Raw genomic sequence first — 25,896 nt, 5'->3', positions numbered from 1 at the left:
GAGCGCCTCTGCGTCAGACCGTCGCATGGGCGCGCTCGGCGGCTTCGACGGTGTTGGTCAGCAGCATCGCGACGGTCATCGGGCCGGCACCACCGGGGATCGGGGCGAGCCAGCCGGCCACCTCGCGCACCTCGGGGGCCACGTCGCCGACGAGACCGGCCTCGGTGCGGGTGATGCCGACGTCGACCACGGCCGCGCCGGGCTTGACCATGTCCGCGGTGATCAGACCGGGGCTGCCGGCACCGGCGATCACGATGTCCGCGCGGCGCACCTCGGCCGCGAGGTCCTTGGTGCCGGTGTGGCACAGCGTCACGGTGGCGTTCTCCGAGCGGCGGGTCAGCAGCAGGCCGATCGGGCGGCCCACGGTGACGCCGCGGCCGACGACGGTGACGTTCGCGCCCGCGAGCGGCACGTCGTAGCGGCGCAGCAGCTCCACGATGCCGCGCGGCGTCGCGGGCAGCGCGGCCTCCTCGCCGAGCACGAGCTTGCCGAGGTTGACCGGGTGCAGGCCGTCGCCGTCCTTGGCGGGGTCGATGCGCTCCAGGATCGCGTTCGCGTTGAGGTGCTTGGGCAGCGGCAGCTGGACGATGTACGCGGTGACCTCGGGGTTCGCGTTCAGCTCGTCGATGACGGCCTCGAGCTCCTGCTGCGTGATCGACTCGGGCAGGTCGCGCCGGATCGACTTGATGCCGACCTTCTCGCACGCCCGGTGCTTGCCCTTGACGTACGAGTGCGAGCCGGGGTCGTCGCCGACCAGCACGGTGGCCAGACCCACCGGCACGGGCAGTGCGGCGACCCGCGCCTTGAGGTCCTCGAACAGCGCGTTCCGGGTTTCGTTGCCGTTGAGCAGCGTCGCAGTCACCTGACCATCCTCCCACTGGGCAGCGCGGCGACGCCCACCGACACCAGCGTCAGCACCACGCCGATCACCGTCGGCAACGCCAGGTGCCCGCTCACCCCGTCCAGCAGCACAGCCCCGATGAGCTGCCCGCACACCGCGCACAGCCCGACCATCAGCACCCCGATGAACCGCACCGACACGATCGCGCCGCCCACGCCGACGATGCCGAGCAGCCCGCCGAGGTAGAGCCACCACTGCGCCGGGAAGTCAGCCACCCCGCGCGCCGCGACCAGGTTGACGAGCAGCAACACGAACGTGCCCGTGGTGAAGTTCACCAAGATCGTCGCCACGGAGTGCCCGGCGGCGTCGCGCACCAGCCCGTTCACCGCCTGCTGCCAGCCCATCAGCAGTCCGGCGACCAGCGGCAGCACCGCGAGCCACAACTCGTCCGGCGACGTGAACCGGTGCGACACGGCGACCACCACCGCGACCACGCCGACGGCCGCTCCGAGCACGCGCGTCATCCTCAACGGCTTCGGCTCGCCCGGCCCGAGCCCGCGCCGGTCCACGACCAGGCTGCTCACGACCTGCCCGACGACCACGGCGACCGTGAACACCGCCACACCGATCGTCGCGATCGCGATGCCCTGCGACGCCACCAGGAACGCGCCCGAGATCCCGCCGATGCACTCCCACCAGCGAATCCGGTGGTGCACCAGCGCATCGCGCAAGCGCGCCAGCCCGTCCCTGCCGGACTGTCGCGACAGGACGGCGACCATCAGCACGAGCCACCCGCCGCCAAATGAGATGAGCGCGGCCAGGAATCCGTTCTGCAACGACTGCGCCAACGAGCCGTTGACCCGTCCTTGGACCGCGATCGCCACGCCGCCCAGTGCCGCGAGGAGACCACCCGTCACCTGCGCGGATCGCGACACGGGGCCTCCGAGGTTCTTGATCAGCTTTAACGCGGACACGTACCCAGGTTATGGTCGGGCCTCCACCGTTCGGCGCAGCAGCGGGGGACGTGTGCGATCCGGCGATATGCAGGGGAAGATGTTGGCGTGTCCGAGCCGAAGCCGTTGAACCCCACCGAGCAGGATGCTCTGGTCAAGCAGATCGGCCTCACTCTCATGCGGGCCGCGCCGGAGGACTGGCGCAGCGTGATCGCGCAGTACCGAGCCACCGGCCGGTACTTCGAGCTGGAAGCCGAACTGCGGTTGCAGGACGGCAGCAAACACGCGTGGGCCGTGCCGCAGGACGTGGCCACGCTGTTCGCCAAGCTCCGCGCCGGCATGCACCGCGAGGGCAGGGGCAGCTGGACCAACGCCCGCTACCAGCTGGATCACCCGTCGAGCTACAACCTCGACTTCGACCGCGCAGAGCCGAGCTGGCAGACGCCTCCTCCGCAGCAGGCGTACTTCGACGAGATGCGCTTCTTCCCGCGCGTCGACGAGAACATCCCGGACTGGCTGCGCCGCAGGCTGAACCCGCCGACGCCGGTGTTCCGCACGGTCCGCGTGTTCGACGGCGCCGGTCCTGGCGGGCGCCCGTCGGTCAACCGGCCGCCGGTGCCGGAGCCCGAGGTCGCGCCGCTGCTGACGTACCTGTCGAACGCGCCGGTCGCCGTGGCCGGCCGCGGCTTCGACGCGGACGTCCTGCACCCGGACTCGCCGCAGGTCGTGCCGTCCGGGTTCCAGACCGACGGTGCCTGGATCTGGCCCGCCGGCGTCTCGTACTACCTGCGCAAGTACGGCGTGCCGCCGGAGCAGGAGCTGGTCGAACGGGCGCGTGCCGCCGGTTTCAGCCTGCCGGAGGTCTCCGAGGAGTCGAGGCTCGCCGCCGCCGCGAACCTCGGCGCACCCGCCGCGCCTCCCGGGACCCAGCTGCTCGAACCGGAACCGGAACCGGCGCCCGAGCCCGAACCGGAGCCCGCACCCGCGCCGCAGAACGAGGCGACGCAGTTCGTGCAGAAGCCGTCCTTCGACGATGACGAAGCGCCGGAGGAGTACGACTTCGAGCCGTTGTACCCCGAGCCCAAGGCGGCCGAGGTCACGACCGAGCAGCCGCAGGTCCCGGCAGAGCCCGAGGCGGAGGACATCGGCGTCACGGTCGCGGTTCCGGTGTCGGCGCCCGTGGGCGACGGACCGCCCTATCGGGTGGTCTTCGACTCCGACGGCGTGCCCGACCACGTCGACGACCGGCGCCTGCGCGACACCTACGGCGCGGGGATGGACCTGTTCGCCCCGCACCCGAGCGAGGTCGAGGCGGGCGAGCCCGTCGTCGAAGCCGCGCCCGAGGTCGCTGCCGTGCCGGAAGTCGTCGCCGAGGAGCCGAACGAAACGGTCCTCGACCACGAAGACGACGTCGTGGACGCGGTCGACGAACCAGAGATCCCGACCGCCGGTCCGGACGAGCCGGAGCTCCTCACGCACCACCGCGAGGAGGAGCGCACGGACAGCCTCGTCCCGGAGTCGGCGCCGGTCGCGGAGGAACGCCCGCGCGACGCCATGCAGGACACGATGGCGTGGAGCCCCGTCCTCGACGAGCCGCTGGAGAGCCCGGCCGAGGTGACCGAGGAGCACCCGGTCGTCGCGGTCGCCGACGACGAGCCGGACCTGGCCGAGACCGAGATCGAGTCCACCACCTCGTTCGAGTCCCAGCCGTTCGAGTCGCAGCCGTTCGAGTCCCAGCTCGACGTCCACTTCGACGAGCAGTCGTTCGCGCCGGAGCCCGTCGCCGAGCCCTCGCCGGTCGCGCCTCCGGTCGTGCCGGTTTCGGTGCCGCCGCGGCCCGCTCCCGTTGAGGAGACGACGCAGTTCGACGCGGCGCTGTTCAACGAGCCCGAACCGGAGCCGGAGCCGGAACCAGAGCCCGAGCCGGTGAAGCCGCCGCGCACGGTCACGCCGGAGGAAGACCGCGAACTGGCGGGCACCCGCCGCGCGCTGGACGACCTCAACGTGCCGCACGGCGTGTTCCGGATCGGCGAGCCGGCCGACCGCACGTGGACGCTGCACCTCGACGGCGACAGCTGGGAGGTGTGCTGGTTCGACCACGGCCCGAAGAGCCCGGTGCGGTTCGACAAGGTCGAGGACGCGTCGGCGTACCTGGTCGGCAAGCTGGTGCTGGGCAACTTCCGCACGATCCCGCGGGCACCCCAGCCCCCGCCACCACCGCAGCGGCCGATCAGCAACGGCTTCCGCGAGGAGCCGCGCCGTCCCGTGCCGCCGCAGCGCCCGCCGATGCCGCAGGCCCAGCAAGCGCCGCCGCCACCACCGCCTCAGGTAGCGGCTCCAGCGCCGGCACCGGCACCCGCGCCGGTCGCCGCCGCCGTGGCACAGGAGGAACCGTCGAAGCGGAAGTTCCCGATCACGCCGCTCGCGGGCGAGCCGCCGCTGACGTTGTTCCGCCACAAGCAGATGTTCGAGCTGCCGGCGGGCACCGAGGTCGACCGCTACGGCGACCAGACCGGCAACCTCGTCTACGTGGCGGGCACCCCGTTCCCGGAACGCAGCCTCGTGCCGTCGTGGATCAACCGCCCGTACCGCGTGTACCGGTTGCGCCGCCCGCTCGAGGTGCTGACGGGCGTCGCGGTGCCGTGGTTCGAGCAGCCCGGCGGCGGAACCGCCTACCTGCTGCCGAAGGCGATCGAGGAGATGGTGGCCGACGGCGTCCTGGTGGAGATCACGGGATCAGCTGACAACTAGTGGTGGGCAACAATCTCCGCCGCGTTCTTTCGGCGCTCAGCAGGGCGCCTCGCGGCACCGCTCCCGCGTCCCCGTACAACCAATACGAGGACGCGGGGCGGCACCACGATGCATCCGTCTGACCGGCGAAAGAACGCGGCGAAGGTTAGTTGCCCACCACTAGTCCGTAAGCCGCGGCGAACGCGATCGCGGTGTCGACGTCGATCAGGGCTCCGGCGAGCTTGGCCTGCCGGAGCCCGTTCGCGTCGATCTTCGCCCCGCGCAGGTCCGCGCCCTCCAGCTTGGCGTCGAGCAACCGCGCCCCCATCAGGTCCGCGCCCGACAGGTCGGTGTTGCGCAGATCGGCCTCGCTGAGGTTCGTCTCGCGGAACCGCTGGCCCTGGAGTTTCAGGTCGTACAGCGGCGCCTTCACGAACGACGCCAGCGTGAAGTCCACCTCGGTGAAGGTGACCGGCCGCAGCACGCAGTCCACGAAGTTCGAGCCCATGAGGCTGCACGAGGTGAACGACGACCGCGTCAGCACCGTGCGGTCGAAGGTGCACTGCCGGAACGCCGTCGCCTGGTGCTTCGACTCGCCGAGGTCCGTCCGGGTGAAGTCGCATCGGGTGAACGTGCACCCCGTCGTGACGAGTTCGCGGAGATCGGCTTCGGTGAAGTCGCAGTCGGTGAAAGACCGCTTCTCCCAACGCTCATTGGGCAGATTTGCGTCGGCGTAGTCCTCGCCCACCTCTTCGACCAGGTTGTCCACTCTCACACTCTGCCACTGTCCACGTGTTGGTAACGTGCGGGACGCCGGGCGACCTGCCCGACGTCAACGAGGACCGTCATTCGGGAAGGCTCATGACCCGCACGCCCGTGAACGTCACTGTCACCGGTGCAGCCGGCCAGATCGGCTACGCACTGCTCTTCCGCATCGCTTCCGGCCACCTGCTGGGCCCGGACACCCCGGTCAACCTGCGCCTGCTGGAGATCACCCCGGCGCTGAAGGCCGCCGAGGGCACCGCGATGGAGCTCGACGACTGCGCCTTCCCGCTGCTCAAGGGCATCACCATCACCGACGACGCGAAGACCGCGTTCGACGGCGTGAACGTGGCCCTGCTCGTCGGCGCCCGCCCCCGCACCAAGGGCATGGAGCGCGGCGACCTGCTGGAGGCCAACGGCGGCATCTTCAAGCCGCAGGGCGAGGCGATCAACGCCGGCGCCGCGGACGACGTGAAGGTGCTCGTGGTCGGCAACCCGGCCAACACCAACGCCCTCATCGCCCAGCAGCACGCGCCGGACGTCCCGCGCGAGCGCTTCACCGCGATGACCCGCCTGGACCACAACCGCGCCCTGTCGCAGCTCGCCAAGAAGCTGGGCGTCGCGGTCACCGAGATCGAGAACATGACGATCTGGGGCAACCACTCGGCCACCCAGTACCCGGACCTGTTCCACGCCAAGGTCGGTGGCAAGACCGCCGCCGAGGCCGTGAACGACCAGGCGTGGCTCGAGAACGACTTCATCCCGACCGTCGCCAAGCGCGGCGCGGCGATCATCGAGGCCCGCGGCGCGTCTTCGGCCGCGTCTGCCGCGAACGCCGCCATCGACCACATCTACGACTGGGTCAACGGCACCGAGTGGACCTCGATGGCCATCCCGTCGGACGGTTCGTACGGCGTGCCCGAGGGCATCATCTCGTCGTTCCCCGTCAAGTGCTCGGGTGGCTCGTACGAGATCATCCAGGGCCTGGAGATCGACGAGTTCTCCCGCGCCCGCATCGACGCCTCCGTGGCCGAGCTGGTCGAGGAGCGCGACGCGGTGAAGGGCCTCGGCCTGATCTGATTTCGTGAGAGTGTTGGGCACGTGCGCATTCCATGGGACGTGCCCCAGCCACAGCTCTCCGACGACGTGCATCCTGCGCTCGCTGACGCCGCCCGCGCGGCGTCAGCGGCGTACGGACGCGCCCGATCTCTGCACACGCGCCTCGAACTTCGCGAAGAAGTCGCTCAAGGCGCCGACGGCACACCGACGATGCGCGTCGATCGCATCGTCGAAGACGCGATCCTGGAATCCATCCACCACAATCGCGTGAACCTGCTCTCCGAGGAAGCCGGGTTCGTCGACAACGGCTCCTCGATCACCCTCGTCATCGACCCGGTCGATGGGTCCGCGAACGCCGCGTTCGGCGTCCCTCTCTCGTGCTTCGCCGGAGCTGTTGTCGAAGACGGCACGGCTGTCGAGGCGTTGACGACGTGGTTCGACACGGGCCGTGCGTGGCATGCGCGCGCAGGAGTTCCCACGTCGTTCCGCACGACCGGACGCACGACTTTGAAGGGCGCATCCGTGTGCCTGATGCGACCGAAGACCGGCACGCAGGACGCGTGGCTGCGCATCGCGAACAGCGCCGACCGCATCCGGGTGCTGTGCACGACGTGCCTGGAGACCATGCTGGTCGCGGAGGGCACGGTCGACGCCTTCATCGATCCGGGCTCCGACACGCACCGGATCATGGACCTCGCGACGGCGCTGGTCACCGTGCCCGCCGCGGGTGGCGTGCTGCTCGACCTGCACGGGCGGCCGTTCACGTTCGAACCCGACCTGACCCACCGGTGGTCAGGCGTGGCGGCAGCGACCCCTCAGCTGGCCGAGGAGCTGATCGCGACGGTGCTGGGCTAGATCTCCCCGCGCGGTTCGACGATGCAGTCGGGTCCGGGGAAGACCAGGCCTTCGTGGCCGTCGTTGAAGCGGACCAGGTACGGCGGCTGGCCGTCGGTCCCGCGCACTTCGAGGATCTCGCCCAGGCGCTCCTCGAGTCCTACGGAGCGGCTGTGGACGTGGAGCCTGTCACCAACTGTTGCTTGCATGATGCTGCAACACCTCCGGTGTGCGGCGTGAGGCTTGGCGCAGTGGACGCCGTAAAGCCTAGGCCGACACCGGAGGTGCGCAACAGGGCTCAAGTGCTCATCCGCCGCAGGCGGTGGAGACCTTCTCGACGAGCGCGGCCTTCTGGGTCACCCAGTCCGCCGCGGAGTTGACGTTCTGCATCCCCTTCGCCGCTTCGTCGAGTGCCTTCTTCACCTGTTCGTCGGGCGAGGTGGCCGCGAGCTTCTCCAGCTCGGTGGCCTTGGCCTTGGTCTCTTCCAGCGCCTTCTGCGGGTCGCTCGTGCTCGGCGAGAAGCCCAGCAGCTGGATCGCGTCAGCGCACAGCTTCACCTTGTCCGCGGTTTGGCTGACACCCTGGATCGTGTCGCAGGCCGTCAGGCCACCCAACGCGATGACGGCTGCTGCCAGCGTTCCAACTAGGCGCATTGCTCTCCTTCTTGCCCGAAGTGTCCGTTTACCTTCACTTATGACTCTACCGATGCGCATCCTGCTGGACCTGACGTTGGTAGAGCTTCCGAACAACGTCGTCGATCTCGGGCTCCACGACGGCGAGGTCGTGGACCTCCACCTGCCGCACCACCTGGGTGATCAACTGTGCTGCCGACGTCTCCGCTCGCCTGAACGTGAGGTGGTGTCGCAATCCGTTGGCCTCGCTGCGCACCGCCGTCACTCCGGGGACGTCCGGCGCCGGTCCGGGTTCCCTGAGGTCGATGACCAGCTCGCGCTCCGGGGTGACCTCGGCGCGCAGCTCGTCGAGCGGTCCGTCGGCGAGGACCCTGCCGTGGTCGATCACCATCAGCCGTGGGCAGAGGCGCTCGATGTCGTCCAGGTCGTGCGTGGTGAGCAGGAGCGTCGTGCCGCGGCGGGTGTTGATGTCGGCGAGGAACTCCCGCAGGCGTTCCTTCGACTCGAGGTCGAGGCCGATGGTCGGTTCGTCGAGCACCAGCAGTTCCGGGGCGTGCAGCAGGGCCGCGGTGATCTCGCCGCGCATCCGCTGGCCCAGCGACAGCTGCCGCACCGGGGTGATCAGCAGCTCCTGCAGGCCGAGGAGCTCGACGCACTCGTCGAGCCGTGCCTTGTAGTCCTGCGCGGACACCCGGTAGATCGACTTCAGCAGGTCGAAGCTGTCCCCGAGCGGCAGGTCCCACCAGAGCTGACTGCGCTGGCCGAACACCACGCCGATCCGTTTGGCGAGATCACGTCGTTGCTTCGACGGATCCACGCCGCTGACCCGCAGGTGGCCGCTGGTCGGCACCAGGATGCCGGTCAGCATCTTGATCGTCGTGGACTTGCCTGCGCCGTTCGGCCCGACGTACCCGACGGCCTCGCCCGCGGCGACGGCGAACGTGACGTCGTCGACCGCCGTGACGGTCTTGTAGTTGCGCCGCAAGCCTTTCGACGTGGCGACCTTGAACTCCCTGCGGAGCTCCCTGACCTCGATCATGATCCCGTTCCCCGGTAGTGCCTGACCGCGAAGCGCCACACGAGCCCGGCCGCGGTGGCGGCCAGTGCGGCGACGAGCGGTGATGTCCAGCCGACCCAGCCAGGCAGGCCGAGCGGATCTGCTTTCCCGAGCAGCGCGAGGCTCGGGTAGTACGCGACGAACGCACCCGGCACGACGTACGCCATCGCCCAGCGCAGCGGCCGGGAGTAGACGTTGATCGGGTACGACGTGAAGGCGTTGCTGCCGTAGGTGACCGCGTTCGCGAACTCGCGCCCCTCGACGATCCAGAAGCAGATCGAGCAGGCGACCACCCAGACCGCGCTGTAGATGACCGCTCCCGCCACCGGTGTCAGGACGGTCAGCACGACCTTCGCCGGTGTCCAGTCGATTGCGACGTGCGTCAGCGCGTAGATCATCACGGCGATCGCGCCGGTGATGCGCCCGATCCTTCTGAGCCGGATGTCGGAGCACATGATCTGCGGCAACGTGCCGAGCGGCCGCATCAGCAGCACGTCGAAGCTGCCCGTGCGAATGTAGGTCGGCAGGTTGTCGAGCTGCCCGGCGAAGAGGTCCGCGACGCCGAACGCCGCACCGGCGAACGCGTACATCAGCAGCACCTCGTCCCTGGTGAAGCCGCCCAGCGCGTTGATCTGGCTGAACAGCACCAGGATGACGATCAGCTCGTAACACTGCGCCAGCACCTGCGAGACGAAGTCCACCGCGAACGAGGTGCGGTAGGCCAGCTGGCTGCGCAGCTTCGCGCCGATCAGCTTGGGGTAGATGAACTCAGCCACCCTGCACCACCACCTTGCGCACCGCTCGCTGCAGCGCGAAGTGGCCGATCGCGAGGATCACCGCTGCCCAGAACACCTGGTACAGCAGGAGTTTCCCGACGTTGCCGTGGCCGAGGAACACGTCGATCGGCGCCTGCAGCAACGCGGGGAACGGCGACATCCACAACGCGTCCCGCGCCCACTCCGGGAAGAACGAGATGGGCACGGTCAACCCGCACAGCAGCCCGGAGGAGACGTTCCAGAACCCGTACAGGCCGCGGTTGTCGAGCAGCCAGAACGCGCTGATCTCGACCAGGAACCGCACCCCGAAGCTGATCACCAGCGCGATCGTGGCGCTGAGCAGGAACAGCGGCCACCGGACCGGGTTCTCCGGGAACTGGAACGGGAACAGCAGCATGCCGAACACCGCCGGCGGCGCGAGCCTCGTCAGGAACGCGTAGCCGCCACGGCCGATGTCCTGCGCGAGCAACGCGCCCTGCAGGTGCCATGGCCGGTAGAGATCTACGACGACGTCACCGGATCGCACGCGCTCGGCGAGCTCGTTGTTCCCCCACAAAAGGACGAACCCGAGCAGCCCCTGCCCGATCCAGACGTACGTGTTGGTGGCAGCGATGTCGTAGTCCGCGATCTCGCCGTTCGCCGCCGTGAGCGCGGCGGAGAGGATGGCGAGGCGCAACAGGCCGAAGACCACGTTCGTGGTCATTCCGGCCAGCATCGCTTGTCGGTAGGTCGAGTACCTTCGAAAACCAGAGATGATCAAATCGGCGTGGACACGCACGTCGGTCTACGTTAGTGACCGTCGCAAGTGGATTTGTTCAACTGCCGAAGGCGCTGGTCACGACCTCGCCCGCCCCAGGTTCGGCGCCGAGGCAGAGGAAGTAGTTGCGGGTGCCGTCCTTGAACCCGAGCGCGGTCATCTCCCATCCGGTGGTGTCGACGGTCGCGCGTGTGTTGGCCTTCATCAACGCGGGCGTGCACACGTCCTTCACCTCGGCGGACGCCAGCAGTTCGTCGGAGTCGACCGCGGGGATGTCGCCGGAGAGCCAGCCTCCGCCGAACGCCTCCCAGTAGTGCTCGTCCGCGCAGCTGCCGACCTTGCGCGCGGTGGACGCCATGCCGCCGATGCTGTTGATCCCGCGGTAGCAGGTCGACTTGTCGATGCAGAACCCTGCGTCGCACTTCTTGAGGAACGGCGGGATGTCCTCGGCACCGCCCTGTTGCGTCGTCGCCGGCCCAGGGCCCTGGGCATCTGCTTTTTTGTTGTCGAGGAGGTTCCACGCGAGCACACCGGCACCGATCGCGACGACCGTGGCTGCGGCAGCGACCAATGGCCATGTCTTTCGCTTGGGCGGGGGTGTGACCGGCACGGTGGGTTGCCGCATCGGGTCGAGCAGCTCGTCGCGGAATTGCGCGGCGCTCGGCGTGCGCAGGTTGGCGTCGGGGTGCAGCGCCCGCGCCAGCGTGTCGTGCAGGCCCGCCGGCACCCCGTTGACCGCCGTGATGGGCCTGCGCAGGATCTCGCCGAGCTGGTCGAACGACGTGATCGGCCACGGCACCGGGCGCGGCGGCTTGCCGGCGAGCAACGTGTAGAGCGTCGCGGCGAGCGAGTAGACGTCGGCCTGCGGCGTGGGTTCGGCCATCGCGAACGCTTCCGGCGGCGCGTAGCTGGGACTCAGGGCGTCCCGCGTGACCGTGCTGCCGCCCTGCGCGTCGAGCAGCGCCGCGAGCCCGAAGTCGGCGAGCTTCGGTGTGCCGTAGCGGTCGACGAGGATGTTGCCGGGCTTGATGTCCCGGTGCAGCACGCCTTCCTGGTGCGCCGCGGCCAACGCGTCCGCGAGCTTGACCCCGAGGTCGCGAACCTGCTCGTGGGGTAACGGCCCGCCCTGGTCCAGCTGGTCTGCCAGCGACCCGCCCGTGCACAGCTCCATGACCATGTACGGCGTGCCCTGGGCGGTGATGTGCGCGTCGTGCACCCCGACCACGTGCGGATGCCCGGACAACCGGGCCGCCGCATGCGCTTCTCGCAAAAATCGTCTTTTGTCGCGCTCGTCGACGAGCACCCGGTTGTCGATCTTGACCGCGACGTCGCGGCCGAGCTGGGCCTGGTGGGCGCGGTAGACGGTGGCGAAACCGCCCGCGCCCAACGGTCTCAGGTCGGACAGGCCAGGAATGCGGGGTGCGGTCACGCGCGGCAGCCTAGCTCCGCACCCCGACAATTCCCTGGTTAGCCCGTGCAGTTCAGGGTGCCGCTGCGCAACGCGTGGCTGCCGGTGTTGTCATCGTCCGCCCACAGCACGACCTTCTTGCCGCTGACGCAGCTGGGCGAGATCGCGAACCCTTCCAGGTTCACGTTCGGCAGCCCGGACGGCCGGTTGTACGTGGCCGTGACCTTGAAGTTCCCGCTGCTGATTGCCAGGGTCGTAGTCCGCCCGCTGCAGTTGTTGTCGCAGATCGCCCACAGCTTGCTGCCGTCGAACTCCAGGTCCATGACCTGCGGATGCCCGCTCGCGAACTTGTTCAGCAGCACGGCTTGTTGACCCTGCAAGGCGTACACGTACACCTCACCGGTCGCCTCCAGCCCGACGAAGAACAACCCGCTGCCGTGACCGGGATGGTCCGCCGGGCTGTACGTCCTGCCGCTGCTGTCCTTGAAGCCGTTCCGCGTGAGATACGAGTCGGGCACCCACGAGATGGCCTCGGGCCCGTCGTTGGGGTCGACCTCGGGCATTCCCGGCAGGTCCCACTCCGCGGTGGCGTTGCTGCCGGCGCCGTACTTGAGAATCATCGGCCTGCTCACGCCACTGTCGTCGTTGTCCCGCTCAACGGCGACGAAAAGCCCGTCCGGCGTGTGGGCGACACCCTCGGCGTCGGGATCGCCCTGCCCGTCCGCGAAGTTGAGCGACCTCTTCTGGTCCACCTTCCAGCTGCTGCCGCTGGGCACCAGCCGGTAGAGCGTCGAGGGCCCGTTCTTCACCGCCCACAACACGTTCGCGCTCTCGAAGGACAGCCCGCTGAGGTTCGTCCCGAACACGTTCGTGCCGTCCGCGGTCCTGGTGGTGGAACTGCCCGGCCACGTCGTGGCAGCTTCCGCAGAACTGGCCGTCATCCCGAGCACGAGCACCGAGAACACGCCAATCGCCTTGATGCGCAACGCAACCGCCCTTCTCCGGCGAGAGGAGAACCTCGCTGGGGCTGGCGGCGTACGTCCAGTGGACCAGACGTTGGCCGAGCTGCGCTACTTCTTCGCCGCTGCCTTGGCGGCCTTCTTGAAGTCGCGCACCTCGAGCAACGACTTCTGATCGGTCACGTCGGCAACGCTACGTCGGCTTCCTTCGTCCCCGTAGTGCCCGGCAGCGGCGCGCCACCCGTCCGGCGTGACGTCGAACTGTTTGCCCAAAAGGGCCAGGAAGATCTTGGCCTTCTGATCCCCGAACCCGGGCAACGCCTTGAGCCGCTTGAACACCGCGGCCCCGTCCCCGTCGGCCCAGATCCTGGTGACGTCGCCGTCGTACTGCTCGACGACGAACTGCGACAACGCCTGCACCCGCTTGGCCATGCTGCCGGGGAAGCGGTGCACGGCGGGCGGGGTGGCCATGATCGTGGCGAACTCCTCCGGGTCGGCCTCCGCGATGCGGTGCACGTCCAGGCCACCCATGCGGTCGGCGAGCACCTTGGGGCCGGAGAACGCCTTCTCCATCGGAATCTGCTGGTCGAGCAGCATGCCGAGCAGCAGTGCGAACCGGTCGGAGGCGAGCAGCGCGTCCGCGTCGGGGTTCTGCGCCAGGCACACGGTTCGAGTCATGGCAGGAATGGTGGCACGAACGGACTGGGCTCGCCGGGAGCGGGTCAGCTCTGCACGAGGTGCACTGGGACGCCGAAGCCGTCGCGGTTGCCGAGCAGGTTGCTGATCGCGTCGCGTTCCGAGCTCGAGTCGTAGGTCACCTCGATCAGGGCGCGGTCCTGGCCCGCCGGGCACGGTTTGCCCACCTTGACCGCGGTGCTCTTGCCGAGCTTCTTGATCTCGTCGGCCAGTGCCTGGTTCTTGGCGAGGCCTGAGGAGGCCTCCGCCTCGGTCGGCAGTTGGTCGCACGGCGGGTGTGTGTCGCCACCGCCGCCGAGCACGCCGGTGAACCACAGTGCGCCCACGCTCAGCAGCGCCAGCACTACTACGCCGATGGCGATCTTGGGAGCCAGCTTCATGGTGATCCTTCTAGTGCGATGGTTGGTCTACGAGTCGCGGGGCTGGTGCGCTGGAGCCGATCTTGTGCCGGTGGCCGCACGCGTTGATCATCTCGGGGTCGTGCGTGGACACGATGACCGTGCAGCCCTTCGCGGCGAAGTCCGCGAGCAGGTCGATGACCATCTGCCGGTTGGTGGCGTCGAGCGAGGCGGTGGGCTCGTCCACGAACAGGACGGTGGCTCGCTTGTACACGGCCCTGGCCAGTGCGAGGCGCTGCTTCTCGCCGCCGCTGAGGTGGCTGGCGGCTTCGTCCTGGCGCCCGGCCAGGCCCATCTGTTCCAGCACCTGGGCGAGGCGCTGGTGGTCGCCTGTCGCGCGCTTGCGCAGGACGCTCGACTCCATCGTGACGTTGAAGGCCACGGACTCCTCGTCCATGATCCCGTAGTCCTGCAGGACGAACGCGGCGTGGTCGCGCCAGAACTTCCGCCGGGCCGACGAGCCGTACGCGGTCGCGTCGGCGCCGTCGATCAGGACGCGGCCCCGGTCGACCGGGAGCAGCAGGCCCAGGCTGTGCAACAGCGTGGTCTTGCCCGATCCGCTGGGACCGACCAGCGCGGTCATCGTGCCCGGTTCGCAGCGCACGGACTCCTTGGTGAGCACCGGCCGTCCGCCGATCTCCACGGAAAGGCCTTCGGCCTCGATCAGCATCTCCCCAACTCCGATCAGATTCGACGCTTGCCGACGCCGGCGAAACACCAGCGCGCGGTACTCAGGTGGCTCAACGGGACGACGACGAAGCCGAACACCGCGGCCACCAGCACCGGGCCGGTCGAGCCGAGCCCTTGGAACAGCAGGACAGCAGCTACGAGCACCACGCCGGCGACGAGCTCCCTCGACACCCGGCTTTGCAGGATCCCCGCCCACGAACGGCCGGACAGCCGCAGCGGGAAGTCGCGCTTCGCCTGCAACAGCGAGGTGATCAGCGCGCTGACCACGGCGGCGACCGCGAAGGCGACGAACAGGGCGATCAGCGCGAGGTTCATCAGCCACACCACGTACGCGGTGAACTGTGCGCGCAGGATTCCCTCCTCGGCGATGTAGACGACACCGAGCTCGCCCTTGAACCCCGCGCCGCGCAACGCCTGCGTGGAAAGGCTTGCGCGCTCGAGCAGCTCCTGCGTCTTCGCCGTGCCGGTGAACACGACGTTGGCGGTCGACATCATGGAGGTCAGGTTGCTGTCGTTGAACGCGTCGTGCGCGGACGGCACGACCGCGACCAGCACGTCGTCCAGGAACTTGAGGCTCTGGCCGCTGCCGCCCTCGGACACCGGCAGCTTGAACCCCTCGGCGGGCTGCAGGTACTTGAACGTCGAGGACGGCTTCCCGCCGGACTCCTCGGGGCGGGCCATGATCGCCAGCTGTTCGTCCAGACCGCTGGTGCGCAGCATGTCCCGCACGCGATCGGACGGAACGGGCGAGAGCGACTGCGGCGGCGCGGAACCGGTCATCAGGTCCAGCCAGCGCTGGTTCACGAACGCCACCGCGGAGTACTGGCCGAAGTCCGACTGGAACGTGGACTCCGAGAAGGTGTAGGAGAACGCGGCCTCGCCCCGCGACTCGGCGTCCTGGACCATCTTGCCGATCTTCGGCTCGACCGAGGTCATCTCCTCGTCGCTCATGCCGAAGGTGATGGCGACCTGGTCCGCGAGCTGCTTCCACTGCGCCGTCTCGGCGGCCGCCGCAGTCGAGTTCTGGTACGCCGCCCACGCGGGTCCGGCCGCGGACACCACCAGCAGGAACGTCAGCGCCTGCACGACGACGGCTGCGGTGCGCAGGCTCTTCACCGCTGGCTGCCGGGTGGCGAGCATGGTCGCGCTGGGCCACGCGGAGGCGGACATCGCGAGCGCCGCGAGCAGCGACACGGCGATGACCGCGAGCTCGAGACCGATGAGCGACTTGAGGTACGGGCTGACGTACATCCAGCCGCGCGAGGTGCCCACGTAGACCGCCGCGACCGCGGTGACCACCGACGCCGAGATCAGCAGTCCGCCCGCGAAGCCGCCGAGGTCCTGGGCCTGGATTCGTGTGGTCGGGCAGCCGCCGAGCACGCGCAGCGCCCGGCTGCGCGCCTTCATCGACAGCCAGAACAACGCCAGCGCGGCGATCAGCGCGAACGCGGCGAGGATCGCGGCGCCGAAGCTGCCTTCCTTCATGACGAACTCGAGGCTGCTGGCGACCGACGCCTCTGTGCGGGTCACCCGCACGCCCACCTGCCCCAGCGCGTCCTCGAGCTCGCCGAGCCGGCCGTCGTCGCCGGTGACGAGATAGGTGCCGTCGGGTGGGGAGTTGGCCAGGCGGTCCCTGCCGACCACCTTGCCCGCGGCGTCACCGCTGAACCAGCCGAACGAGGCGGGCAGATTCCGGTCGTTGAGGGTGGCGAACACCCGTTGGTCGCGGTCGCCGGCGAGATCCGGCGCGATTTTGGCCAGGCCGAGATTCAGGCCGGCGTCGAGTTCGGTGAGCTTCTGGAAGACCTCGTTGTCGGACAGCTGCGACTTGTTGAGGTCCACACCAATTCTGGTCTCCGCACCGAGGGCTCGCGGAAAATCGCGGTCGAGGATGTCGGTAACAATGGTTGCCACCAGAGCGAGCAGTCCGAACAACGCTCCTGCGACAATCATTACGACACGTTTGTGCACAGCCCTCTCCCCAGCCGATGCAGTGACCCCACCTCCGATGGTACTCACCCCAGGTGATCAACGTGTCACCTGGGGTGAGCGATGTTCCGTCGCACCGTCAGGTTTGATCAGGACCTGACGGTGGGCGATCAGCAGGTGCGGTAGTAGTACTTCGCCTCGAGTCCGGGCGAGTTGACGGTGCTGATCTCGGCGATCGACTTGCGGCCGGCCGCGGTGTTGACGCTGCGCGAACGGCTGGTCTCACGCCCGTCGATGTAGCGGATCACGGTCGAGCCGTGGCACTTGTTGACCGTGTAGTAGGAGCGCAGCTTGATGTCCCAGAAGCCGTACTCCCACGTGCCACCCTCGGACGGGTGCTGCGTGTGCTTGCCGGGGTTGACCCAGGCCTGCGCGGGTGCGGCGACGGTCCCCAGTACGGCGACCGACATCATTGCGGTGGCGATCGCGGTCTTTACCACTCGTTTCACAGAATTTCTCCCTCAGTGGTTCTCAGGTTTGATCCCGAGCTCAGGAAGGAACCGACTACTGCCCGCATGGCAGCACGAACTGACGCCCCCTGCGGTCAGCGTGGATTTCCCCCCTGTTTCGAAGCGCCTTGCGGCAAAGCCCCCTCAGCTCGCAAGTGCTCTTCGGGATAGAAGGTTAGTTGGAATCTGCGATTTGGCAATAGGTCTCATCGGAGTAACTGCATATTCCACGCGGTGCGGAATAGATGAGGGTTCTACGGAAAAGGGAACAAAGGAAACTGGACAGCCGCGCTGCCGTCGACTAGGCGCCGGCGACCCGGACTTCGGAGACCACCTGGCGCACCAGCACGCGCAGCGCCTCGCGGTCGACGGTGGCAGGGTCGTCGGCCAGCCAGTCGCCGATCTCGCGCACGAACTGCTCCGGGGTCATCGGCGGGATGTCGAAGTCGAGGTCGTCGTCGCAGGTGACCTCGCCGGCGCGGCTCGGGTAGACGATCAGGGCGCCGCGGATCTCCAGCCACGGCAGGAGTTCGGCGAACCGCTCCACGCCGTCGAGCAGTTGTGAGCCGCCGCCGCGGAACGGGTGGCCGTTGCGCCAGAGTTCGCCGTCCTCGTCGCAGTAGTAGTGGCCGGGCAGCCACGACTTCGACTCGATCAGGACCAGGCGGCGGCCGCACAGCAGGGCGTGGTCGATGTCGGTGAAGACGGAGCCGGGCCAGGCGAGGCCGTGGAAGATGCGCACGCCCGGTAGCTGCGTCAGGTACTCGGTGAGCAGTCCGGCGGTCAGCCGTTCGCGTCTGTTTTCACCCGGACGGCCGAAGATGGTGTTCCCGTCGTACTCGCCGGCGAACGCCCGTTCGGCGCGTGCGACGGCCAGGTAGCGCCGCACCAGTCGGAACGCCCCGTAACCGGCGCCTGCCACGAGAGGTAGCCAGACGGCCAGCAGCAGGGGTGACAGGGTCATCGTCAGGGGGATGAGCAGGACGAACCAACCGCCGATCGCGGCGGCCGCCGGGGCGTGGCCGAGGCCCGTGGCGGGGACGTAGCGGACTCGCGCACCCAGGTCGATGCGGTGCCACCAGTCCATCGAGCCGAGGTCCACGCGGGGGCGCGGCGCCATGTAGTTCGGGTCGTCGCCGAAGTCGCGCAACCGGCCCGTGTGGCCCGTTCGACGAGGTCGCGGGCGGGTTGCCGGGCGCACGACGGGAGGCGGGGGAGCGGCTGGTCGGTCGTAGTCGGCGCGTCGGACGGGGTCCTTCAGCGTCTCGTAGGCCTCCTGGAGCAGGCGGAAGCCGCCAGACGTCCCGCCCGCGTCGGGGTGCATGACCTTGGCGAGAGAGCGGTAGGCCGACTTGATCTCCGAGGCGCTGGCGCCCCGGCTGACACCGAGCAACTCGTAGTAGTCGATCCCTGGCACGACACCGTCCAGTCCGAGGTTGGTGCATGAACCTTATTGGGTCCAACACTTTCGCAGGGCATACGGCCCGCACTTCGCCGACTAGTGTGGGGGTTTCGCAGTGCGAAGGGGCCTGTAGCGCAGTGGTCGACGCGCCCTCCGGCACGGAGGGAGAACGCCGGTTCGAATCCGGCCGGTCCCGCTCCCTCGGGAGATTCCTGTTCGCGGAGAGCGCGAACCGCGTCGCTCGCCGTCGCAGTGGGGACACCCCACACCCCGAGGCACACCCGCCCAGCTATCGCCTTTCCTCCTCCTCGTACGGACCGGTCGTGGTCCCGGTTCACCATTGACGGCAGTGGTCTAGTCCACTTAGTTTGAGGGCAGCGCCGCCGCGCCGTCACCCATCGAGGAGACCGCTATGTTCAGGCGCAGAGTCATCGCGGCCGCCACAGCACTGCTCACGGCAGCCACCCTCGCCGCCCCGGCATCCCAAGCGTCCCAGGAGATCGGCGCCCAGGCGATCGCCAACCGCGTCGTCGGCTACTTCGTGCAGTGGGGCGTCTACCAGCGCAACTACCACGTCAAGAACATCCGCACGTCCGGCTCGTCCAGCAAGCTGACGCACATCAACTACGCGTTCGGCAACGTGAGCGGCGGCCGGTGCGTGCTCGGTGACGCCTACGCGGACTACGACAAGTTCTACGACGCTGCGTCCTCTGTGGACGGTACGTCGGACACGTGGGACGCGGGTGCGTTGCGCGGCAACTTCAACCAGCTGCGCAAGCTCAAGAAGCTGCACCCGAACCTCAAGATCCTGTTCTCGTTCGGCGGCTGGACCTGGTCTGGCGGTTTCCCGGCGGCGGCGAGCAGCCCGAGCGCGGCGGCGGCGTTCGCGGACTCCTGCTACAAGCTCGTCGAGGACCCGCGCTGGGCGGACGTGTTCGACGGCATCGACATCGACTGGGAGTACCCCAACGCGTGCGGACTCACCTGTGACACCAGCGGTTTCAACAGCTTCAAGACCCTGATGCAGGCCGTGCGCGCCCGCTTCGGCAGCAGCAATCTCGTGACCGCCGCGATCACCGCGGACGCGTCCACCGGCGGCAAGATCGACAAGGCGGACTACGCGGGCGCCGCGCAGTACGTGAACTGGTACAACCCCATGACGTACGACTTCTTCGGCGCCTGGGCAGCGCAGGGCCCGACCGCACCGCACTCCCCGCTGACCAGTTACCCCGGCATCCCGCAGCAGGGCTTCAACACCGACGCGGCGATCCAGAAGCTCAAGAGCAAGGGCATCCCGGCCGGCAAGATGTTGCTGGGCCTCGGTTTCTACGGCCGCGGCTGGACCGGCGTCACCCAGTCCGCGCCCGGCGGCACGGCAACGGGAGCAGCGCCAGGCACTTACGAGGCAGGAATTGAGGACTACAAGGTGCTCAAGGGCCGTTGCCCTGCCAACGGCACCGTCGCCGGCACCGCGTACGCCAAGTGCGGCAGCCAGTGGTGGAGCTACGACACCCCGGCCACGATCCGCAGCAAGATCTCGTGGGCGAGCGGCCAGAACATGGGTGGCGTGTTCTTCTGGGAGCTCTCCGGTGACACCGCCAACGGCGAGCTGATCAGCGCGATCCGTTCCGGGATCGGCTGACGAACCACGGTGAAAGGCGCAGGATGTTCGGGTGGACGCACTCGAACACCTGCGCCGCCTCTGTCTGGCGCTGCCTGAGGTGACCGAACGCTTGAGCCACGGCGAGCCGACCTGGTTCGTCCGCGGCAAGAAGACGTTCGTGACGTTCGCCGATCACCACCACGACGACCGCCGAGCCTTCTGGTGCGCGGCGGGCCCGGACGTCCAGCAGACGCTGACGGCACAGGCCCCCGAGAACTACTTCCGCCCGCCCTACGTCGGCCACCGCGGCTGGCTCGGCGTGTACCTGGACGTCGAGGTCGACTGGGACGTCATCGCGGACCTGGTCGAGGACGCCTATCGGGTGATTGCCCCGACGACCCTGGTCGCGCAACTCGACCACTCGAGTTGCCGACCCGACTGACCTGGCCCAGGCTTTGCGCCCATGGCGACCTGTGACGTCTGTGGCAACGAGTACTGGATGGCCTTCGAGGTGCGCACTGTCGGCGGCGGCGTGCACACGTTCGACAGCTTCGAGTGCGCGATCCAACGCCTCGCCCCGCGCTGCGAGCACTGCGACTGCCGCGTGATCGGGCACGGCGTGGAGGTGGAGGGCCGGTTCTTCTGCTGCGCCCACTGCGCTCGGTCGGCGTCGGCTGACCTCGGTGCGCAGATCCGCGACACCGTCGGCGCCCATCCCGGCTAACTTGGCGATGTGAAGACCTGGGGGAGCGCGGCGGCAGCGTGGTGCGCGCTGTTCGCCGCACTGCACGTCTACTGGGCGCTGGGCGGCTCGGCGGGGCTCGCGGAGTCGGCCGGCGCTGACCTGGCCGCTCACCGGCCTGCCTGGTTCGTGCTGGGTGGACTGTGGGGCGTGGCCGCGGTACTGCTCGTCGGCGCCTGGATCTGCCTCGACCTGACGCAACGGTGGCGCCGCCTCCTCGCCCTGCTGGGCGGCGCTGTCCTGCTCGGCCGCGGACTCGTGGTCGAGATCGCGTTGCTGACGACGGACCTGCCGCACCAGGTGGGCGAGCGGCAGACCCGGTGGAGTCTCTGGCTCTGGAACCCGTGGTTCGTGCTCGGCGGCGTACTCGTGCTCGCGGCCTACCTCAGCACCAGGTCCAAACTGAGCGGCACGGGCGGCGGCAGCGCGTCCGTGCCCGCCCGGAACGCCTCCAGCAGGTAGGCGACCAGCCGCTGCGACGCGGCCACCGCCACCTCCACCGGCACGCCCGCGAGACCGCTGTTGGCCAGGAGCACCAGCGTCAGGTCGTGCGGCGAGAAGTCGGCCCGCAGTTGCCCGCTGTCCTTCGCCCGCTGCACCAGCGCGGCGAACCCGTGCCACGTCCGTTCCCGCACCTCGGAGTGCATGTCGGGAAACGACGCGACGAACGCGGCGGTGAACCCGCGGTCGGTGGCCTGCAGCAGGCACACCTTCTCGAGCACCGTGCGGAACCCGCGCCACGGGTCCGGATCCGTCAGCGCCTCCTCGATCACGGCCTGGCACACCGCGAACTGCTCGGTGAAAGCCTCCAGCACCAGCGACTCCTTGGTGGGGAAGCGCCGGTACAACGTCGCGACGCCAACCCCCGCACGCCGCGCGATCGCAGCCATCGGCACGTCCAGCCCGCGCTCGGCGAACAACTCCCGCGCGACGGCCAGCACCCGCGCGCGGTTTTCCCGCGCGTCGGCACGCATCTGAGACGGTTCAGCGGTCACTTCTTCTCACTTCACGCCAAGTGGACGGGGGCCTCCACTTACAAGGCTACGTTGGTGAACATGAACCTGAAGGGACCGTTCGTCCGCCGCGTCAACAACTGGGTGGTCGGACTGCGCGACGCCCCGCTCGTCGGAAAGTTCGTGCGCAAGGGCATCACCGTCGTGTCCTACACGGGACGGCGATCCGGCCGCACGTTCACCACACCCGTTGGCTACCAGCGCAAAGGCGACGTCGTCGACATCCGGGTGATGATCCCGGACGCCAAGACCTGGTGGCGCAACTTCAGCGGCGAAGGCGGCCCGCTCACCTTGGAACTCGATGGCAAGCAACAGACCGGACACGCGATATCGCACCGTGACGACAAGGGGCGCGTGACAGTGCGAGTGCGGCTCTAGGAACCAGGGCCGAAGTCGGAGGTGGCCGATGGTCGGCTCAGCCAAGTAGCGTCGCGGGGGTGCCGGAGCAAGGAGAGATCATCGCCGAGCGGTACCGGCTGGTGTCGTCGATCGGACACGGGTCCATGGGGGTGGTCTGGCAGGCACGCGACGAGCGCCTCGGCCGCGTGGTCGCGGTCAAGCTGCTCAACGCGGACCGCCGGTCCCCGGACGCGGTCGCGCAGATGCTGCGCGAGGGCCGGGTCGCCGGTCGGCTGCGTCACCCGCACGCGATCAGCGTGTACGAGGTCGTCGAGCACGACGGCAAGCCCTGTCTGGTGCTCGAGTACCTGCCCTCGCGCAGTCTCGCGGCGCTGATCGCCGAACGGGGCGCGCTGCCGCCGGGCGAGGTCGCGGACGTGGGCAGGCAGATCGCCGCCGCGCTGGCGGCGGCGCACGCCGAGGGCATCGTGCACCGGGACGTCTCGACGTTCAACGTCCTGATCGCGGAGGACGGCATCGCGAAGATCACCGACTTCGGCATCGCCCGCGCGGTCGGCGAGGGCACGGTGACCGATGCCCGCTTGATCGTCGGCACGCCGGCCTTCCTGGCACCGGAGGTGGCGGCGGGTGAGACGGCGACGTTCGCCTCGGACGTGTTCTCCCTCGGCGCGACCCTCTACACGGCGCTGGAGGGCACGCCGCCGTTCGGCGTGGACGAAAACCCCTACGCGCTGCTGCAACGCGTGGTTCGCGCGGAGTTCGAGCCGCCGCGGTTGGGTGGTCCGCTCGGCGAGGTGCTGTTGCGCCTCCTGCACCGGGACGAGGCTCAACGCCCGACGATGGCCGAAGCCCACAAGCTGCTCGCCGCGGTCGCGGAGGGACTGCCGCTGCCCGCTGCGCCCCCGAAGAGCGGGACGCGGCTGCTCGTCGTGCGCCGGCACGTGCCACGCCGGGTGATCGCGATGGTCGCCGGTGCGGCCGTCCTGGTCGCCGCCGGCGTTGTGATCGGCACCATCGTGCAGGGCGACCGGCCAGGCAGTGCCCAGGCCAACCCCACCACCACCACCACCACCACCACGACAACCACCACGCCCACGTCCGCCTGCGATGCCCGTTACGAGGTGACCAACTCGTGGCCGGGCGGCTACCAGGTCGAGGTGACCGTGCGCAACACCAGCCCGCAAGGCCTCACCGGCTGGACCGTGACGTGGCAGCCGGCTGCGGGCCACACCATCGGCAACCTGTGGAACGGCACCCTGACCCAGAACGCGACCGCGGTGACCGTCACCAACGCCGGTCACAACGCCGTGATCGCCAACGGCGCGACGACCTCGTTCGGGTTCGTCGCCGCCGGTCCCGAACCCGCCCGCCCGGCCGTGACCTGTTCCACCGCCGGCTGAACTCACCGGTCAGCGGAAGCCAGGCGGCGGGGCTCCAGGAACGCGGCCACCAGGTAGGCGCCGCCGCACAGCACCGCCAGCACGCCGAAGAAGCCGGCACCTGGCACGAACAGGGAGGCGGCAGCGACCAACGCCAGCCAGGTGCCGAGGTTGTAGTGCAACGCGTTGTGGCGCACGGCTCCCTCGGCGATGTAGATCAGGCCGACCACGATCGTCGACCCCGCCGGCCACAGCACGGTTTGCAGCTCGGGTTTGTCGAACACCGTGCTCAGCCCGGTGATCGCCAGCCCCAGCGCCACGAACCCGGTGACCCAGGCCGTGCCGACCAGCTTCTCGGCCCGGCGCCGCTCGGCAGAAGCGTTGCGCTGTATGCGCAGTGACACGTTCATGGCCAGGATCGTGCCGACGACGAGCCCACCGCCGAGAAGCCCGATCGGCAGCCAGCCCGGCATGAGCACCGCGCCGGACTTGGACAGCAGCGCGGCGCCGTGGCCGAAGACGTAGGCGAACGCGAAACCGAGGTAGGCGGCGATCATGACGAGACCTCCGCGACGATGACGACCTTGCCGAGCACGGTGCGCGACTCGGCCAGTGCCAGCGCGGCAGCGGCTTCGGACAACGGGATGCGCGCGGCGATCTGCGGCGTGAGCACACCGGCCTCAACCAGACGCAGCACTGCGGAGAGGTCCTCTGCCAACCGGGCGCGGAACGCGGCGGGACGGAATCGCTTGCCTGCCCAGAAGTTGTAGAAGCCCGCGCGCTTCCCGTTCGGCAGGAAGTTCCACAACAGCAACCGCCCGAACAGCTTCAGCACCGGCAGCATCGCGTTGCCCGGATCGTCCTTCGTCGCGGCCGAGCCGTAGTTGACCAGCGCGCCGCCCCGTCGCAGCAGCCGCCACGACTCCTGCAGGCCGGCACCGCCGACGTGGTCGAACACCGCGTCGACACCGTCGGGCGCGAGTTCGCGGATCCGTTGGTACAGCTGGGGATCGCGGTAGTCGACGGGGATCGCACCGAGCTCGCGCACCGCGTCGTGGTGGCGCGCGGACGCCGTGCCGATCACCCTGATACCTGCGTGGCGAGCAAGCTGCACCAACGTCGAGCCGACGCCGCCGTTCGCGCCCAGCACCACGATCGTGTCGCCGCGTTTGACCTTCGCGGTGCGGTACATCATCTGCCACGCCGTGACGCCGTTGACCACCACGGTTTCCGCGGCGGCCGGCTCGACCCCGTCGGGCACCGGCACCAGGTCGGCGGCCTCGACGATCAGGTGGCTCGCCCACCCGCCGACCTTGGTGACCGCGGCGAACCGGCGCAGCCGCAGCGCCGGATCCACGCCGGGACCGACCGCGACGACCGTGCCCACCACGTCGTAACCCGGCACGAACGGGAACGGCGGCTGGTCGAAGTACTTGCCCAGGCGCATCTGCTGCTCGGCGAACGAGACCCCGGTCGCGTCCATGCGCAGCACGGCCTGGCCCGTGTCCGGCTCCGGCAGGTCGCGGACCTGCACGTGCAGGCCGTTCGGCTCGACGATGCCCGGCAGGACGATCTCGGTGGCGGTGGTCATCGGAAGCTCCTCATCGTTGTGCTGACAGACGTAAGCTAACGCCTGTAAGCAAACAAGTGCAAGACCTAACGCCCATAAACTTTCAGGTGTATGGTTACGGCCGTGACGACCACCGAACCGCGCAAGCGCAACCGTCGAGGCGAAGGCGGCAAGCTGCGGGAAGAGATCATCGCCGCGGCCGTGGCCCTGCTGGACGAGGGCGGCGACGAACGCGCGGTCACGCTGCGCTCGGTCGCGCGCAAGGCGGGCATCGCCGCGCCGTCGATCTACGCGCACTTCGCGGACCAGCCGTCGATCATGCTGGCGGTCGTCCAGCAGGAGATGGACCGGCTGGCAACAGCCCTCCGCGAGGCCGACCAGAACGCGGGCACGGACGCGCGCACCAGGCTGTTCGCGGTCTGCAACGCCTACCTGGACCTCGCCAGGGAACACCCGCAGCGCTACCGGATCATGTTCGGCGGCCTGTGGACGCCGTCGGTGGACGACACCTCGATCAGCGACGCCGACCTCGAGTCACTGGGCGCCGAGGCGCTCACGCTGCTCGCCGACGTGCTCGAAGCCTGTGTGGCACAAGGGATCGCGCACGGCAGCGACGATCCCTACGGCGATGCGGTCGCGTTGTGGCTGGGACTGCACGGCCTTGCGCACCAACGTGCGGTGGTGCGCAAGATGCCGGGACCGGCCGACGTGGCCGAGCGCCTGATCACGGCGCTCGCCCACCTCAAGCCCTAGACGGTATGACCTGACCGCTTGATGTGGAGTGGTTGCGGGCCGGGGCCCCGCTCACGCTTGTTCGTGGGTTGCCGGGCAGGAGT

The 25,896-nt window shown here is 69.0% G+C and carries 29 protein-coding genes and 1 tRNA gene; 11 read left to right on the top strand and 19 right to left on the bottom strand.

Annotated features, from left to right (window positions below; all coding sequences use genetic code 11):
- Positions 1-13: 13 nt before the first annotated feature.
- Positions 14-862, bottom strand: a complete 849-nt coding sequence (locus tag DI276_RS05780) for a bifunctional methylenetetrahydrofolate dehydrogenase/methenyltetrahydrofolate cyclohydrolase (RefSeq protein WP_112262255.1) — start codon at positions 860-862, stop codon at positions 14-16.
- Complete coding sequence (locus DI276_RS05775) at positions 859-1,815, bottom strand: DMT family transporter (protein WP_232836479.1); 957 nt, start codon at positions 1,813-1,815, stop codon at positions 859-861. The genes DI276_RS05780 and DI276_RS05775 overlap by 4 nt, the downstream gene beginning before the upstream one ends.
- Before the next feature lie 87 nt (positions 1,816-1,902).
- Here DI276_RS05775 and DI276_RS50760 point away from each other — a divergent pair, with 87 nt between their 5' ends.
- Positions 1,903-4,545, top strand: coding sequence for a TNT domain-containing protein (locus DI276_RS50760; protein ID WP_232836478.1), 2,643 nt, complete (start codon positions 1,903-1,905; stop codon positions 4,543-4,545).
- Between the two features lie 145 nt (positions 4,546-4,690).
- On the opposite strand, the gene DI276_RS05765 is transcribed toward DI276_RS50760, so the two are convergent.
- Positions 4,691-5,293 carry a pentapeptide repeat-containing protein gene (locus DI276_RS05765; RefSeq protein WP_408610499.1) on the bottom strand — a complete coding sequence of 201 codons (603 nt, stop codon included), beginning with the start codon at positions 5,291-5,293 and terminating at the stop codon, positions 4,691-4,693.
- A 92-nt stretch (positions 5,294-5,385) separates the two neighbouring features.
- Here DI276_RS05765 and DI276_RS05760 point away from each other — a divergent pair, with 92 nt between their 5' ends.
- Together DI276_RS05760 and DI276_RS05755 are read left to right on the top strand one after the other, a co-directional pair.
- Entirely contained in the window at positions 5,386-6,366 is a 981-nt protein-coding gene (locus DI276_RS05760) for a malate dehydrogenase (protein WP_112262254.1), read from the top strand.
- Between the two features lie 21 nt (positions 6,367-6,387).
- Positions 6,388-7,200 carry an inositol monophosphatase family protein gene (locus tag DI276_RS05755; RefSeq protein ID WP_232836477.1) on the top strand — a complete coding sequence of 271 codons (813 nt, stop codon included), beginning with the start codon at positions 6,388-6,390 and terminating at the stop codon, positions 7,198-7,200.
- Here DI276_RS05755 and DI276_RS05750 read toward each other — a convergent pair.
- The 13 genes from DI276_RS05750 to DI276_RS05690 all read right to left on the bottom strand — a co-directional run bounded on the left by DI276_RS05750 (position 7,197) and on the right by DI276_RS05690 (position 18,408).
- Positions 7,197-7,388 (bottom strand): DUF1918 domain-containing protein, encoded by a 192-nt coding sequence (locus DI276_RS05750; protein ID WP_030470815.1) that lies wholly within the window; start codon positions 7,386-7,388, stop codon positions 7,197-7,199. The genes DI276_RS05755 and DI276_RS05750 overlap by 4 nt on opposite strands.
- A gap of 97 nt (positions 7,389-7,485) precedes the next feature.
- Positions 7,486-7,833, bottom strand: a complete 348-nt coding sequence (locus DI276_RS05745) for a hypothetical protein (protein WP_112262252.1) — start codon at positions 7,831-7,833, stop codon at positions 7,486-7,488.
- Between the two features lie 46 nt (positions 7,834-7,879).
- Entirely contained in the window at positions 7,880-8,851 is a 972-nt protein-coding gene (locus DI276_RS05740) for an ABC transporter ATP-binding protein (RefSeq protein ID WP_112262251.1), read from the bottom strand.
- Entirely contained in the window at positions 8,848-9,645 is a 798-nt protein-coding gene (locus tag DI276_RS05735) for an ABC transporter permease (RefSeq protein WP_112262250.1), read from the bottom strand. Before DI276_RS05735 ends, DI276_RS05740 begins: the two co-directional genes overlap by 4 nt.
- Positions 9,638-10,348, bottom strand: coding sequence for an ABC transporter permease (locus DI276_RS05730; RefSeq protein ID WP_232836476.1), 711 nt, complete (start codon positions 10,346-10,348; stop codon positions 9,638-9,640). The genes DI276_RS05735 and DI276_RS05730 overlap by 8 nt, the downstream gene beginning before the upstream one ends.
- Before the next feature lie 112 nt (positions 10,349-10,460).
- Positions 10,461-11,831: a serine/threonine-protein kinase gene (locus DI276_RS05725; RefSeq protein ID WP_112262248.1), complete on the bottom strand. Its 1,371-nt coding sequence runs from the start codon at positions 11,829-11,831 to the stop codon at positions 10,461-10,463.
- Positions 11,832-11,869: 38 nt separating this feature from the next.
- Positions 11,870-12,775 carry an esterase-like activity of phytase family protein gene (locus DI276_RS05720; RefSeq protein WP_232836475.1) on the bottom strand — a complete coding sequence of 302 codons (906 nt, stop codon included), beginning with the start codon at positions 12,773-12,775 and terminating at the stop codon, positions 11,870-11,872.
- A 105-nt stretch (positions 12,776-12,880) separates the two neighbouring features.
- Entirely contained in the window at positions 12,881-13,447 is a 567-nt protein-coding gene (locus DI276_RS05715) for an HhH-GPD-type base excision DNA repair protein (RefSeq protein WP_112262246.1), read from the bottom strand.
- A gap of 44 nt (positions 13,448-13,491) precedes the next feature.
- Positions 13,492-13,845 carry a hypothetical protein gene (locus tag DI276_RS05710; RefSeq protein WP_112262245.1) on the bottom strand — a complete coding sequence of 118 codons (354 nt, stop codon included), beginning with the start codon at positions 13,843-13,845 and terminating at the stop codon, positions 13,492-13,494.
- Between the two features lie 10 nt (positions 13,846-13,855).
- Positions 13,856-14,533 (bottom strand): ABC transporter ATP-binding protein, encoded by a 678-nt coding sequence (locus DI276_RS05705; protein WP_112262244.1) that lies wholly within the window; start codon positions 14,531-14,533, stop codon positions 13,856-13,858.
- Between the two features lie 14 nt (positions 14,534-14,547).
- Entirely contained in the window at positions 14,548-16,506 is a 1,959-nt protein-coding gene (locus tag DI276_RS05700; RefSeq protein ID WP_198680484.1) for a hypothetical protein, read from the bottom strand.
- Positions 16,507-16,652: 146 nt separating this feature from the next.
- Complete coding sequence (locus DI276_RS05695) at positions 16,653-16,991, bottom strand: lactococcin 972 family bacteriocin (RefSeq protein ID WP_232836474.1); 339 nt, start codon at positions 16,989-16,991, stop codon at positions 16,653-16,655.
- A gap of 301 nt (positions 16,992-17,292) precedes the next feature.
- Positions 17,293-18,408 (bottom strand): J domain-containing protein, encoded by a 1,116-nt coding sequence (locus DI276_RS05690; RefSeq protein WP_112262242.1) that lies wholly within the window; start codon positions 18,406-18,408, stop codon positions 17,293-17,295.
- A 107-nt stretch (positions 18,409-18,515) separates the two neighbouring features.
- Here DI276_RS05690 and DI276_RS49740 point away from each other — a divergent pair.
- From DI276_RS49740 to DI276_RS05670, 5 genes are all read left to right on the top strand, one after another.
- Positions 18,516-18,589: transfer RNA gene (locus tag DI276_RS49740), tRNA-OTHER, on the top strand.
- A 216-nt stretch (positions 18,590-18,805) separates the two neighbouring features.
- The gene (locus DI276_RS05685; RefSeq protein WP_112262241.1) at positions 18,806-20,035 is read left to right on the top strand and encodes a glycoside hydrolase family 18 protein; all 1,230 of its coding nucleotides are present in this window, start codon (positions 18,806-18,808) and stop codon (positions 20,033-20,035) included.
- A gap of 31 nt (positions 20,036-20,066) precedes the next feature.
- Positions 20,067-20,438, top strand: coding sequence for an MmcQ/YjbR family DNA-binding protein (locus tag DI276_RS05680; protein WP_112262240.1), 372 nt, complete (start codon positions 20,067-20,069; stop codon positions 20,436-20,438).
- Between the two features lie 21 nt (positions 20,439-20,459).
- Positions 20,460-20,720 (top strand): Prokaryotic metallothionein, encoded by a 261-nt coding sequence (locus DI276_RS05675; RefSeq protein ID WP_109639071.1) that lies wholly within the window; start codon positions 20,460-20,462, stop codon positions 20,718-20,720.
- A gap of 9 nt (positions 20,721-20,729) precedes the next feature.
- Complete coding sequence (locus DI276_RS05670) at positions 20,730-21,200, top strand: DUF3995 domain-containing protein (RefSeq protein WP_112262239.1); 471 nt, start codon at positions 20,730-20,732, stop codon at positions 21,198-21,200.
- Here DI276_RS05670 and DI276_RS05665 read toward each other — a convergent pair.
- A complete protein-coding gene (locus tag DI276_RS05665; RefSeq protein WP_232836473.1) occupies positions 21,119-21,733 on the bottom strand; it encodes a TetR/AcrR family transcriptional regulator in 615 nt (204 codons plus the stop codon). The genes DI276_RS05670 and DI276_RS05665 overlap by 82 nt on opposite strands.
- 60 nt (positions 21,734-21,793) lie before the next feature.
- Here DI276_RS05665 and DI276_RS05660 point away from each other — a divergent pair, with 60 nt between their 5' ends.
- Together DI276_RS05660 and DI276_RS05655 are read left to right on the top strand one after the other, a co-directional pair.
- Positions 21,794-22,129, top strand: a complete 336-nt coding sequence (locus DI276_RS05660) for a PNPOx family protein (protein WP_112262400.1) — start codon at positions 21,794-21,796, stop codon at positions 22,127-22,129.
- A gap of 59 nt (positions 22,130-22,188) precedes the next feature.
- Positions 22,189-23,511, top strand: a complete 1,323-nt coding sequence (locus DI276_RS05655; RefSeq protein ID WP_112262238.1) for a protein kinase domain-containing protein — start codon at positions 22,189-22,191, stop codon at positions 23,509-23,511.
- Positions 23,512-23,513: 2 nt separating this feature from the next.
- Here the strand turns inward: DI276_RS05655 and DI276_RS05650 are convergent, their stop codons facing one another.
- The gene (locus DI276_RS05650; protein WP_112262237.1) at positions 23,514-24,047 is read right to left on the bottom strand and encodes an ABC transporter permease; all 534 of its coding nucleotides are present in this window, start codon (positions 24,045-24,047) and stop codon (positions 23,514-23,516) included.
- Positions 24,044-25,081, bottom strand: coding sequence for a medium chain dehydrogenase/reductase family protein (locus DI276_RS05645; protein WP_112262236.1), 1,038 nt, complete (start codon positions 25,079-25,081; stop codon positions 24,044-24,046). The genes DI276_RS05650 and DI276_RS05645 overlap by 4 nt, the downstream gene beginning before the upstream one ends.
- A gap of 102 nt (positions 25,082-25,183) precedes the next feature.
- Between DI276_RS05645 and DI276_RS05640 the strand changes: the two genes are divergently transcribed.
- Positions 25,184-25,813, top strand: coding sequence for a TetR/AcrR family transcriptional regulator (locus DI276_RS05640; RefSeq protein WP_198680483.1), 630 nt, complete (start codon positions 25,184-25,186; stop codon positions 25,811-25,813).
- The last annotated feature ends 83 nt before the right edge of the window (positions 25,814-25,896 follow it).

The organism is Lentzea terrae (genome assembly GCF_003265345.1).
GTDB classification, from domain to species: domain Bacteria; phylum Actinomycetota; class Actinomycetes; order Mycobacteriales; family Pseudonocardiaceae; genus Lentzea; species Lentzea terrae.
Note: the sequence above shows the minus strand (reverse complement) of the source record. Positions and strands in the feature narration are given on the sequence as shown.